The organism is Lacinutrix gracilariae, assembly GCF_042684485.1.
GTDB classification, from domain to species: domain Bacteria; phylum Bacteroidota; class Bacteroidia; order Flavobacteriales; family Flavobacteriaceae; genus Oceanihabitans; species Oceanihabitans gracilariae.
Map to the genome: position 1 here is coordinate 1568418 of NZ_JBHULM010000011.1, position 13265 is coordinate 1581682.

Here is a 13265-nt window from a genome sequence, read left to right on the forward strand (position 1 = left end):
TTATCGGCATGGTTTTTTCTTTAATTTAGTACATTCACTTAGATCTCTAACTTAAATCTGTTATAGGTTTAAATTAATAAAAGCAAATTGAAAATGAAGAATAAATATAATATACTAATCCTGTTACTTTTGTTGGCGTTTGCGTCTTGTAGTTTTACTAATAAAACTTTTGATGATCCAGACAAAGATAAGCTATTAATACAGGTTATTACTTATGTTTTAGAGCGTGGTCATTTTGACCCTAAAGATATAGATGATGAATTTTCTACTGCTGTTTACACCGATTATTTAGAGCAGTTAGATCCTTTAAAACGTTATTTTTATAAGTCAGACATAGAAGACTTTGAAAAATATAAAACTCAAATTGATGATCAGCTTAAAGCCTATGATGTTACTTTTTTTAATCTAACACATGAGCGTTTACTTAAGCGTATAGAAGAAACTAAAGTTATCTACAAAGATATTTTAAGTAAGCCTTTTGATTATTCTGTAGACGAAACGTATAATTCTGATTATGAAAAATTAGAATATGTAAAGAATAAAAAGCAAATGAAAGAGCGTTGGAGACAACAGCTTAAATTTACTACTATTGCTAATTATGATGAGTTAGTTTCAGAAAATGAAAAGAGCGAAGAAGAAAAAAAATCATTAGTAGTATTAGAAGAAGAATCTCGTGAAGAAACCTTGAAATCTATTGATAATTACTACAACGATTATATAGACGATCAACAACGTAAAGATTGGTTTTCTATTTATGTGAATGCTATTGTAGAAGAATTCGATCCGCATACTTTTTACTTTGCACCAGAAGATAAAGATCGTTTTGATCAACAAATGTCAGGTAAGTTAGAAGGAATAGGAGCTAGATTATCTAAAAGAATGGATAATACTAAAATAGTAGAGCTTATTTCTGGTGGACCAGCTTGGAGAGGGAAAGAGTTAGAAGTTGGTGATATTATTCAAAAAGTACGTCAAGAAGATGAAGAAGAAGCAGTGAATATTGTAGGTATGCGTTTAGATGATGCTATAAAACTTATAAAAGGACCTAAAGGAACTCAGGTAAATCTTACAGTTAAAAAAGTAGATGGTAGTATTGAAGAAATTTCTATTACTCGAGATGTTGTAGAGTTAGAAGAAACATACGCAAAGTCTTCTATTGTTAAAGAAAATGATAGTCGTTTTGGAGTTATTAATCTACCTAAGTTTTATGTAGATTTTCAAGACTACAGAAAACGTAACGCTGCCAGCGATATAAAAAAGGAAATAGAACGTTTAAAAGAAGAAGGAATGGAAGGCCTTGTTTTAGACTTGCGTAATAATGGAGGTGGTTCTTTACAAACAGTGGTTGATATGGCTGGATTGTTTATTAAAGACGGACCAATTGTTCAAGTAAAATCAACAGGTGAGCCAAAAGAAGTTTTAAAAGATAAAGATAAATCTATAGTTTGGGATGGACCTTTAGTGATTTTGGTAAATGAGCTGTCGGCTTCTGCATCAGAAATATTAGCAGCTGCCATGCAAGATTATAAAAGAGCAATTATTATAGGTAGCAAGCAAACCTACGGGAAAGGTACTGTGCAAAATGTTTTAGATTTAAACAGAATGGTGCGTAACAACTCGCAAGGAGATTTAGGTGCTTTAAAACTAACAACACAAAAGTTTTATAGAATCAATGGTGGCTCAACACAGCTTGAAGGAGTAAAAAGTGATGTAGTAGTACCAGACAGATATAGCTTTATTAATGTTGGTGAAAAAGACCAAGAAAACCCATTGCCTTGGGATAAAATTGATCCTGTAGATTATACTTTTTGGGGAAGCTATTTTGATTATGATACTACCATAAAAAAGAGCCAAGAACGTATGAGTAATAATGAGCAATTAAAGCTTATTGAAGAAAATGCAAAATGGGTAAAAACTAGAATGGATGAAAATACACATGCTTTAAATTATGAAGCTTACAAACAAAAAATAGAATTAAATGAAGAAGAAGCAAAACGCTTTGATAAAATATCAGAATATCAAACAAACCTAACGTTTGAATCTCTGCCTTATGAAAGTCAGCTTTTTGCAACAGATTCTATTTTAAAAGAAAAACGTGACAGATGGCATGAAAGCCTTAGTCAAGACGTATATATGGAAGAGGCTTTACATGTGTTAAAAGATTTAAAAATGTCTTACACAGTTAAAAACGTAGCTTCAACAGTAAAAGAATAAACTATTTTATGAGTAGTAATACCAACTCATTAAGTGCATTAGCGCTCCAGAAATTTAAAAACAATTTTTGGGGCGTTTTTAGTTTTTGGCTTATTGTAGCTATAGGCTTAATTTCTGTATTTGCTTATGCAATTGCGCCAGATAATTCGCAGTATGCAAACCAGATGCACTTGTCTATTCACTCTAAACAACCTGGCTTTAAAGTGCAAATGCTTAGTATTCCTTCTACCATAAAAAATGAGCAAAATTTTTTAGAAGCTCTTTTCTTTGGAAGAAAAAATACAGATACCGAAATTCCTATCTCTAGTTATTCCAAGCAAGGTGAAAGTTTAACCTATACCGAATATGCTTCAGATGGATTGCAAGGTGTGCAAAAAACTATAGATCTTACTAACGTATCAGAAGAAAAATTAAACACATTAATAAGTACTAAAACCTTCCTCTTCGGAACAGATAAATACGGAAGAGATCTTTTAAGTAGAATATTGGTAGGAGCAAGAATATCCTTTTTTATAGGTTTTGTGGCTGTTTTTATTTCTTTACTTATAGGTGTTTTTATGGGAAGCCTAGCAGGATATTTTGGTGGTAAAGTAGATGCTTTTATTATGTGGATTATTAATGTTACATGGTCTATACCAACATTATTACTCGTAATTGCAATTACCTTAGCTTTAGGTAAAGGGTTTTGGCAAGTTTTTATAGCTGTTGGTTTAACTATGTGGGTAGAAGTAGCAAGAGTAGTAAGAGGACAAATTATTAGTGCAAAAGAAATGCAATATGTTACTGCTGCAAAAGCCTTAGGTTTTACAGATTTTAGAATCATTACCAAACATATTTTACCTAATATAATGGCTCCAGTAATTGTAATATCTGCAGCCAATTTTGCGGCTGCTATTTTAATAGAAAGCGGTTTGAGTTTTTTAGGTATTGGTGCGCAACCTCCAATGGCGAGTTGGGGAGCAATGATAAAAGATCATTATAATTACATCATTTTAGGAAAACCTTACTTAGCCTTAATTCCTGGTCTATGTATAATGATTTTAGTAATGGCTTTTATGTTAATAGGTAACGCGCTGCGTGACGCCTTAGATGTAAAGAGTTAAAGTATATTGTTTTTAAGGTATTGTAATAATTAGAGTGGTTTTTACTCTAGCTCCATATTAGCATTTAAAGAGTCTATGTACTCTAATACGTCTTCTTTTCCAATGTCTTTAGAAGAAGAAGTGATAAAGTAGTTAGGTACCTCTTCCCAAGTTTCTAAAAGAATTTTTTTGTAGTCTTCTACATGGTTTTCAATAGCCTTAGGCTTCAGTTTATCTGCTTTAGTGAATATAATAGAAAACGGAATACCATTTTCTCCCAACCATTGCATAAACTCTAAATCTATAGGTTGTGGTTTATGTCTTATGTCTACCAAAACAAAACCAGTAACTAGTTGTTCTCTAGAGGCAAAATATTGGGTAATAAATTTCTGAAAAGTCTTTTTTGCAGATTTAGAAACACGAGCATAACCATAACCAGGTAAATCAACCAAATACCATTCTTTATTAATTAAAAAATGGTTTATAAGTTGTGTTTTTCCAGGTCTACCAGAAGTTTTAGCAAGGCTCTTTCTGCTGGTAAGCATGTTTATAAGTGATGATTTACCTACGTTACTTCTACCAATAAAAGCATATTCCGGAATGTTGTTTTTCGGACATTTAGCAACATTAGAGTTGCTCATTACAAATTCTGCAGATTTTATTTTCATTGCTATTGTGTTTCCGTAAAAAGGAAAATCTCATTAAATTAATACTAAAAAAATCAAAGGTAAATACATACGCGTAAGTTACAAAATACTAGCTTTAAAAGCGTTATTCGTTTTTGCTGTGTGTATTGTTAGCTTTGAGTTTTTTTATAAATTTCTACTTTCTAACCATTTGTCAAGTATCTGGTTAAAAACTTCAGGATGTTCCATCATTGCAGCATGACCACATTTGTCAATCCAAAATAATTCAGAATCTGGTAACAATTCGTTAAACTCAACTGCTACTTCTGGTGGTGTTACTGTATCGTTTTTTCCCCAAATAATACAGGTAGGTACTTGCATTTGCGGTAAATCATTAGCCATATTGTGTCTAATAGCACTTTTAGCAATTGCTAATGTTTTAATAAGTTTGTTTCTGTTGTTTACGGTTTCATAAACTTCATCTACAATTTCTTTAGTAGCAACAGCTGGATCATAAAAAACATCTTGTGCTTTCTTTTTTATTACCTCATAGTCACTACGTTTGGTGTAGCCTCCTCCCATTGCACTTTCATATAAGCCAGAGCTTCCTGTTATTACTAGAGCTTTAACTTTTTCAGGGTACAATTTGGTATGGTATAAGCCAATGTGTCCTCCTAATGAGTTACCTAGTAAAATAACATCATCTAAGCCTTTAAATTCAATGAATTTATGAAGGTAGTTGGCAAAAGACTTAACATTGGTTTTTAGTAAAGACATGCTGTAAATAGGTAGCACAGGAATAATAACTTTATATCCTTTTTTGCTAAAATGTTTCGTAACAGCATCAAAATTACTTAGTCCTCCCATAAGACCGTGAAGTACAATAATTGGCTTGCCTTCTCCAACCTCAATGTAGTTGTAGTCATTTTCTTTTTTTAAGCGATGCGTCATGTATAAATAGTCATTTCTATTAAAAACAAATATAGGTAAATCCTTCAAATTATAACTATTTAAATAAAAACACTATGCGACTTTCTTTAATGAGATGTTAACAATCTTGAAAAATCATTTTATAAGCGTTTTAAACGGTTGGTTTGTAGTGTTTAGCGCGTTTTTAGAGATTTTGTAATCGAAATAAAATATCATTTAGTCGAAAATTTATTAACAATGTGGTAAATAGTGGTAAAAAGTGGTAGAATTTTCAATATATTTGAATCTTAATCGTTTTTACATAAAAAAGATACATTGAACTCATTAATAGGAACATACGAATGCAAGGTAGATGCAAAAGGAAGACTCATGCTTCCTGCTGCGCTAAAAAAGCAGTTGTCTCCTGTGTTACAAGATGGGTTTGTGCTTAAAAGAGCAGTTTTTCAACCTTGCTTAGAATTGTATCCTATGCATGAGTGGCAGGCTTTAATGGCTAAGATGAATACTTTAAATCGATTTAAGAAAAAAAACAACGATTTTATTCGTCGTTTTACTGCAGGTGTAAAAATGATTGAAGTAGATGCAACTGGAAGATTGTTAATACCTAAGGATCTTGTGGTTTTTGCAGATATTTCAAAAGAAATTGTAGTTTCTTCAGCAATTAACATTGTTGAAATTTGGGATAAAAATAAATATGAACAAGCTATTGATGATGCTGCTGTAGATTTTGCAGATTTAGCAGAAGAAGTAATGGGACAAGACGAAGATGAGCATGGAATATCATAACCCAGTTTTATTAAAAGAAACCGTTGATGGTTTAAATATTGTTGAAGATGGCATTTATGTAGATGTCACTTTTGGTGGTGGAGGACATAGTAGAGAGATATTAAAAAGACTTGGTGCTAACGGAAGATTGTATGCGTTTGATCAAGATCCTGATGCTCTTGAAAATGCTATAGATGATGAAAGGTTTACGTTAATACATGAAAACTTTAGATATATAAAACGTTTTTTAAGGTTTTATGGCGTAAAGCAAGTAGATGGTATTTTGGCAGATTTTGGTGTTTCATCGCATCAGTTTGATGTTGCAGAGCGTGGTTTTTCAACCAGATTTGAAGCAGATTTAGATATGCGTATGAATCAGCAAAGTGAAATTTCTGCATATCATGTGGTGAATGAGTATGATGAAGAGCAGATAAAGCAAGTGCTTTTACAATATGGCGAATTAAGGCAGGCTCCAGCAATGGCTAGAGAGATTGTTGAGCAAAGAAAAGATGAGCCAATAAAAACTAGTGATCAATTAAAAAAGGTGTTGAAACGCTTTTTGCAACATAAAAAAGAAAATAAAGTATTAGCGCAAATTTATCAAGCTATTCGTATTGAGGTAAATCAAGAAATAGAAGCTTTAAAAGAGTTTTTGTTGCAAACACCAGAAGTTTTAAAGCCTGATGGAAGATTGAGTTTTATATCCTATCATTCTTTAGAAGATAGGTTGGTGAAGCGTTTTATAAGAAATGGTTTGTTTGAAGGAGAGCCAGAACGCGATATGTTTGGCAATTTTGAAGTGCCTCTTAAAAAAGTAGGTGGTTTGATTGTGCCTACCAGAGAAGAAATAAAATTAAATAATAGAGCAAGAAGTGCTAAGCTTCGTATAGCTAAAAAAATATAGAGCGCAACATTTCTTCTTCCTTATTACTAGGAAATGTTTTTAGGTTTTCAATGTAATATATAGGTCATGGTGAAGAGGGTTGAATTTGGCGCGTTTTAAAAAGTAAAAAATAAAAGAGATTTCTGCTTTAGCAGAAACTAAAGATGAAAAAAAGTATTTATAGCATATTAAAAGGAAGGTTTCTAGTAAGTGATGATGCCTTTAAGAGCTGGAAAATGATTTTTTTTCTTTCTGGTTTGGCATTGGTAATGATTGCGAGTTCGCATAGTGCAGATAAAAAAGTGCATGAAATTGCAAAATTAAATAACCAAGTTAAAGAGCTTCGTTCGGCTATGATAGATGGTAGAGGAAGATTAATGAAGCTAAAAAAAGAGTCTTTTTTAGAAAATAAAATGGCAGAAAAAGGAATCGCTATTTCAGAGGTTCCGCCAAAAAAAATAAAAGTTAAATCACAAAAAGAATAGTTCAACTTTGTCAACAAGCGAAAAGAACATATTAAACCGATTGTATTTTATAGCAGGATGTATGTTCATCTTTGCTCTAGCAGTGGTGTTTAAACTTTTGAGCATTCAATTTGTGCAAGGTGATAAATACAAGAAAATAGCGCATAGCAGAACTATTAAAGAAGTGCCAATTCCTGCCAATAGAGGAAATGTGTATTCTGTTAATGGTAATTTGTTAGCAACCTCTATTCCTAAATATGATATTAGAATTGATGCGGTTACGCCTTCAGCAAAAACCTTCGAAGAAAATTTAAAGCCTTTAAGTGAAGCGCTTTCTAAATACTCAGGAAAACCTGCTTCGTATTACCAAAAAGAATTGCGTAAGGCAAGAGCGAATAGAAATAGATATTATCTGCTGGCTAGAAATATTGGGTATTCAGATTATATTAAGTTTCGCAATTTTCCAATGTTAAAGCTTGGTGCTTTTAAAGGAGGTTTAATTGTAGAGCAAACTACAAAACGTGAGCATCCAATGGGTGGAATTGCAGAGCGTACTATTGGTTATGAGCGTACAGATGGCCAAGGTAATGTTACAAGACCAGGAATTGATGGTGCTTTTGGTGTTAAGTATTTACGCGGAACCGATGGTTTGCGTTTAAAGCAAAAAATAGGAAAAGGCCAATGGAAACCTATTGTAGATTATGATCAAGTAGAAGCTAAAGATGGGTATGATGTATACACAACAATTGATGTAAATATTCAAGATATAGCACATCATGCACTTTTAAAACAATTAGAGCATTATGAGGCAGAACATGGTTGTGTAGTAGTGATGGAAGTGGAAACTGGTGAAATTAGAGCAATCTCTAATCTGGGTAGAACTAGTAAAGGTGGTTATTACGAAAAGTTAAACTATGCTGTTGGTGAGTCGCATGAGCCTGGTTCTACATTTAAGGTAATGGCTTTAATGGCTGCTTTAGAAGATAAGGTGATTGATACCTCTACTGTTGTAGATACAGGAAAAGGAAGAAAGCGTTTTTACGGAAGAACAATTAGTGATTCGCATCGTGGTGGATTTGGTAAGGTTTCGGCAGCAAGAGCTTTAGAGGTTTCTTCTAATATAGGTTTGGCAACTATAATAGATGATCATTATTCTAAAAAACCAGAAAAATTTCTTAAAACATTAAGAAAATGGAAATTAGATCAACCGTTAGGTGTTTCTATTATAGGTGAAGGTAATCCTGTGATTCCAAAACCTGGTGATAAAATTTGGAGTAGAAATGCATTACCATCTATGGCGTATGGCTATAATATGCAATTAACACCTTTGCAAACATTAGCGTTTTACAATGCTATAGCTAATAATGGAGAGCTAATTAAGCCAAGATTTTTAAAAGCAGTTAAGGAGTTTGATAGAGAGGTAGAGACGTTTGAAAAAGAAGTGATTGTAGATAAAATTTGTTCTGATGAAACACTTTTTAAAATAAAAGACATTCTTAAAAATATAGTAGTAAGAGGTACAGGTAAAAAGTTGTATTCAAAAACTTTTTCTATGGCAGGAAAAACAGGAACCGCTAGAACAGATTATGCAGATAACGAAGCGTGGAATAAAAACCCAAAATACATTTCGTCTTTTGCAGGATATTTTCCAGCAGAAAAACCTAAATATTCTTGTATTGTAGTAATACATAAGCCAAGTACAAAAGTTGGGTATTATGGTGCAGATGTTACAGGTCCTGTTTTTAAACGTATTGCTCAAAAAATATTTACAGACACGCCAATTGTAGATGAGGTAGAGTCTTTAGAAGTACAAAATGCAGCTGTAGAAAAAGAATTTGAAAACTATTATAATACAGCGCAAACTTATAAAACAATAATGCCAAGTGTAATTGGTTTACCTGCAATGGATGCTATTTCTTTATTAGAAAATATGGATGTAGATGTGCAGGTGAAAATTTCTGGCTCTGGTACTGTTAAAAAACAATCGGTAGATAAAAACACAAAACTTAAAAATAAACAAACAATAGTTTTAGAAGCATCGTGACAAATTTTAAAGACATATTATATAAGGTGAATATCAATGCAGTTGTTGGTAGCACTAACGTGTATATTCGAAATATTGATTTCGATTCACGTAAAATTGCTATTAATGATGTTTTTGTTGCTATAAAAGGAGCTGTTGTAGATGGTCATGATTATATAAAAAAAGCGATTCAACAAGGTGCAATGGTTGTGGTATGTGAAAATTTACCACATAATTTAAATCCTAAAGTTACTTATGTAGAAGTAGAAAATGCTACAAAAGCATTGGCTATTATGGCTTCTAATTATTATGGTTCTCCTTCAAAAAATCTAAAACTTGTTGGTGTTACAGGAACTAATGGTAAAACCACTATAGCAAGTCTTTTATATCAGTTATTTAAAAATGCAGGTTATAAAGTAGGTTTGCTTTCTACAGTTAAAATAATTGTAGATGTTAAAGAGTATAAAGCTACACATACTACGCCAGATTCTTTAACCATTAATCGTTATTTAAAAGAAATGAATGAAGAAGGTGTAGAGTTTTGTTTTATGGAAGTAAGCTCGCATGGTATTCATCAAAATAGAACAGAAGCACTTTATTTTGAAGGCGGAATTTTTACCAACCTATCGCATGATCACTTAGATTATCATAAGTCATTTGCAGAATATCGCGATGTTAAAAAAGCGTTTTTTGATGGTCTTCCGGCTGAAGCTTTTGCACTAGTTAATGCAGATGATAAAAATGGTATGGTAATGCTTCAAAATACAAAAGCAAGAAAATATACCTATGCCTTAAAAAGCTATGCAGATTACAAAGCTCAGATTTTAGAAAATCAACTAAGTGGTTTGTTGCTTAAGGTAGAAGATGCAGAAGTTTGGACAAAACTTATCGGAAAATTTAACGCTTATAATGTACTGGCAATTTATGCTACTGCTGAATTGTTAGGTCTTGAAAAAGTAGAAATACTAAGGTTGGTGAGTGAGTTAGAAAGTGTTAGTGGTCGTTTTCAGTATTTAATTTCAGATCAAAAAATTACTGCAATTGTAGATTACGCGCACACACCAGACGCTTTGCAAAATGTATTAGAAACCATAAATAGTATACGTACTAAAAACGAAGAGTTAATAACTGTTGTTGGTTGTGGTGGTGATAGAGATAAAACCAAAAGACCAAAAATGGGAAATATTGCTTCTGCTTTAAGTACTAAAGTGATTTTTACTAGTGATAATCCTAGAGGTGAAGTGCCAGAAACAATTATTGAAGAAATTGAAAGCGGAGTAGATCCTTTAAACTATAAAAAAGTGCTCTCTATTGTAGATAGAAAACAAGCTATTAAAACGGCGTGTCAACTGGCAAATGCTAATGATATCATATTAATAGCAGGAAAAGGACACGAAACCTATCAAGAAATTAATGGTAAACGCCATGATTTTGATGATTATAAAACAGTGCAAGAACTTTTAAAGCAATTGCAGAAATAAAAACAATAATAAAAAGAAAGAATTTCAAGGTTATAAAACAAGCTGCAAAGGCAACTTTTTGAAATTTGAAAATTAAAATATATGCTGTATTACTTATTTGAATATTTAGAAAAACAATACCAATTTCCAGGTGCATCACTCTTTGGGTTTATCACCTTTAGAGCGGCAGTTGCTATTATAATTTCGTTGTTGTTTTCTACAATATTTGGTAAACGTATTATTCGTTTTTTACAAAAACAACAAGTAGGAGAAACCATTAGAGATTTAGGTTTAGAAGGTCAGGCAGAAAAATCTGGTACACCAACAATGGGAGGAATCATTATCATTCTTGCTACCTTAATTCCTGTGTTATTACTAGCAAAACTTGAAAACACATACATTATTTTGTTAATAGTAACTACTCTATGGATGGGAGCTATTGGTTTTATAGATGATTATATTAAAAAATTTAAAAACGATAAAGAAGGTTTAAAAGGAAGGTTTAAAATATTAGGACAAGTAGGTTTAGGTATTATTGTAGGTGCTACATTATACTTTAATCCTAATGTTACTATCAAAGAAAAACTTCCAGTAGCACAGCAACAAGAAATTTTAGCTGAAAACCCGAATGCTTTACCTAGTAAGTTTTTTGCAGCAGAAGAGCAGTCAACCAAAACGACTATTCCTTTTGTAAAAGGAAATGAGTTTGACTATGCAGATTTAATTACATGGGTAAATCCAGCTTGGGCAAAATATGCTTGGATCATTTTTATTCTTGCTTCTATATTTATTATTACTGCAGTTTCTAATGGAGCAAATCTTACCGATGGAATTGACGGACTTGCAGCAGGAACTTCGGCCATTATTGTGTTAACGCTAGGTATTTTTGCCTTCGTTTCTGGGCACATTGTGTTTTCAGATTATTTAAACATCATGTATATACCAAGAATAGAAGAAATTACCATTTATATAGCAGCTTTTGTAGGTGCACTTATTGGTTTTTTATGGTACAATACCTATCCAGCTCAAGTTTTTATGGGAGATACAGGAAGTTTAACCATAGGCGGAATTATTGCAGTAATAGCAATAGCAGTGAGAAAAGAATGGTTAATTCCTGTTTTATGCGGAATCTTTTTAGCAGAAAATTTATCTGTAGTAATGCAAGTAAGTTGGTTTAAGTATACCAAGAAAAAATATGGCGAAGGACGACGCATTTTTAAAATGTCTCCTTTGCATCATCACTATCAAAAATCAGGATATCACGAAAGTAAAATTGTAACCAGATTCTGGATTGTAGGAATCTTATTAGCAATACTTTCAATAGTAACCTTGAAAATTAGATAAGTTTTGTCATTCCTGCTTTTGTAGGAATCCACAATAAAAATCAGATTCCTGCTTTTGCAGGGATGATAGAAAAGAAATGAAAAAGAAACGATTAGTCATATTGGGAGGAGGAGAAAGCGGAGTAGGAACTGCGCTTTTAGCAAAGGCAAAAGGATATGAGGTTTTTGTTTCAGATAAAGGAATAATAAAAGAAAAATATAAAAAAGTTCTTATACATAATGAGATTGAATGGGAAGAGCAAAAGCATACAGAATCTAAAATTCTAAATGCTTATGTAGTAATGAAAAGCCCAGGAATTCCAGAAAAAGTGGCTTTAGTACAGCAACTAATTAATAAAGAGATTCCTGTTATTTCAGAAATTGAATTTGCTTCAAAATATACCAAAGCAACCATAGTTGGTATTACAGGAAGTAATGGTAAAACTACCACAGCTACACTAACAGATCATATTTTAAAACAAGAGTTAAACGTTGGTTTAGCTGGTAATATTGGAGACAGTTTTGCAAAACAAGTTTTAGAAGAAGATTATAAAAACTATGTTTTAGAAATAAGTAGTTTTCAGTTAGATGGTATTGTAGATTTTAAACCACAAATAGCTGTAATAACTAACATTACACCAGATCATTTAGATAGATATAATTATCAGTTTGAAAACTATATCGCTTCTAAATTTAGTATTGCTAAAAATCAAACAGCAGAAGATTATTTAATCTATGATGCAGATGATGAAGTAATTACAAATTGGTTAAAAACACATCCAGTACAATCTACATTATTACCATTTTCACTAGTGAAAGTTATTGAAAATGGTGCGTATTTAAAGCAAGAGAACATTATAATAACAATAGATAACAACCAAATAATTATGCCAACAAACAAACTAGCGTTAGAAGGTAAACACAATTTAAAAAATGCAATGGCAGCATCTACTGTAGCGCATTTATTAAAAATAAGAAAACAAACTATTCGCGAAAGTTTACAAAACTTTCAAGGTGTAGAGCATCGTTTAGAGCACGTGTTAAAAATTAACAAAGTGCAATATATCAACGACTCTAAAGCAACTAATGTAAATGCAACTTATTACGCCTTAGAAAGTATGGACGCGCCAACAATTTGGATTGTTGGAGGTGTAGATAAAGGAAATAATTACGAAGAGCTTTTTCCGTTTGTAAACGAAAAAGTAAAAGCAATTATTTGTCTTGGTGTTGATAACGAAAAACTAATGAGCACTTTTGGTGGTATGGTAGATGTTATTGCAGAAACACAATTTATGACCGAAGCTATAAAAATGGCTTATAAAATTGCAGAAAATGGAGATAACGTGTTGTTGTCACCTGCTTGTGCAAGTTTTGATTTGTTTGAAAATTATGAAGACAGAGGAAGACAGTTTAAAGAAGCTGTAAGAAATCTATAAAAAAATTACAACGAAGAAAACGCGTTAAAAAAAGAGTAATTAATTAAAATGTGATTCCTG

The 13265-nt window shown here is 32.1% G+C and carries 11 protein-coding genes; 9 read left to right on the forward strand and 2 right to left on the reverse strand.

Going from position 1 to position 13265, the window contains the following annotated elements; translation table 11 throughout:
* The first annotated feature begins 93 nt into the window (after window positions 1-93).
* Together ACFSSB_RS13860 and ACFSSB_RS13865 are read left to right on the forward strand one after the other, a co-directional pair.
* On the forward strand, window positions 94-2214 hold the full coding sequence (locus ACFSSB_RS13860) for a carboxy terminal-processing peptidase (RefSeq protein WP_379905273.1): 2121 nt from the start codon (window positions 94-96) through the stop codon (window positions 2212-2214).
* 8 nt (window positions 2215-2222) lie between these two features.
* On the forward strand, window positions 2223-3317 hold the full coding sequence (locus ACFSSB_RS13865; RefSeq protein WP_379905275.1) for an ABC transporter permease: 1095 nt from the start codon (window positions 2223-2225) through the stop codon (window positions 3315-3317).
* Window positions 3318-3358: 41 nt separating this feature from the next.
* Here ACFSSB_RS13865 and yihA read toward each other — a convergent pair whose 3' ends face one another.
* Together yihA and ACFSSB_RS13875 are read right to left on the reverse strand one after the other, a co-directional pair.
* Window positions 3359-3964: a ribosome biogenesis GTP-binding protein YihA/YsxC gene (gene yihA, locus ACFSSB_RS13870; RefSeq protein WP_379905277.1), complete on the reverse strand. Its 606-nt coding sequence runs from the start codon at window positions 3962-3964 to the stop codon at window positions 3359-3361.
* A gap of 144 nt (window positions 3965-4108) precedes the next feature.
* Complete coding sequence (locus ACFSSB_RS13875) at window positions 4109-4873, reverse strand: alpha/beta fold hydrolase (protein ID WP_379905693.1); 765 nt, start codon at window positions 4871-4873, stop codon at window positions 4109-4111.
* A 294-nt stretch (window positions 4874-5167) separates the two neighbouring features.
* Here ACFSSB_RS13875 and mraZ point away from each other — a divergent pair, with 294 nt between their 5' ends.
* The 7 genes from mraZ (at window position 5168) to murD (ending at window position 13205) form a co-directional block, all read left to right on the forward strand.
* Window positions 5168-5638 carry a division/cell wall cluster transcriptional repressor MraZ gene (gene mraZ / locus ACFSSB_RS13880; protein WP_379905279.1) on the forward strand — a complete coding sequence of 157 codons (471 nt, stop codon included), beginning with the start codon at window positions 5168-5170 and terminating at the stop codon, window positions 5636-5638.
* Entirely contained in the window at window positions 5625-6521 is an 897-nt protein-coding gene (gene rsmH, locus ACFSSB_RS13885) for a 16S rRNA (cytosine(1402)-N(4))-methyltransferase RsmH (RefSeq protein ID WP_379905281.1), read from the forward strand. Before mraZ ends, rsmH begins: the two co-directional genes overlap by 14 nt.
* A 143-nt stretch (window positions 6522-6664) precedes the next feature.
* Window positions 6665-6985 (forward strand): FtsL-like putative cell division protein, encoded by a 321-nt coding sequence (locus tag ACFSSB_RS13890; protein ID WP_379905283.1) that lies wholly within the window; start codon window positions 6665-6667, stop codon window positions 6983-6985.
* A 61-nt stretch (window positions 6986-7046) separates the two neighbouring features.
* Complete coding sequence (locus ACFSSB_RS13895; RefSeq protein WP_379905695.1) at window positions 7047-9008, forward strand: penicillin-binding protein; 1962 nt, start codon at window positions 7047-7049, stop codon at window positions 9006-9008.
* The gene (locus ACFSSB_RS13900; RefSeq protein WP_379905285.1) at window positions 9005-10468 is read left to right on the forward strand and encodes a UDP-N-acetylmuramoyl-L-alanyl-D-glutamate--2,6-diaminopimelate ligase; all 1464 of its coding nucleotides are present in this window, start codon (window positions 9005-9007) and stop codon (window positions 10466-10468) included. Before ACFSSB_RS13895 ends, ACFSSB_RS13900 begins: the two co-directional genes overlap by 4 nt.
* Window positions 10469-10549: 81 nt before the next feature.
* Window positions 10550-11791, forward strand: a complete 1242-nt coding sequence (gene mraY / locus ACFSSB_RS13905) for a phospho-N-acetylmuramoyl-pentapeptide-transferase (protein WP_379905287.1) — start codon at window positions 10550-10552, stop codon at window positions 11789-11791.
* Window positions 11792-11867: 76 nt separating this feature from the next.
* A complete protein-coding gene (murD, locus tag ACFSSB_RS13910; protein WP_379905289.1) occupies window positions 11868-13205 on the forward strand; it encodes a UDP-N-acetylmuramoyl-L-alanine--D-glutamate ligase in 1338 nt (445 codons plus the stop codon).
* Window positions 13206-13265: the final 60 nt, after the last annotated feature.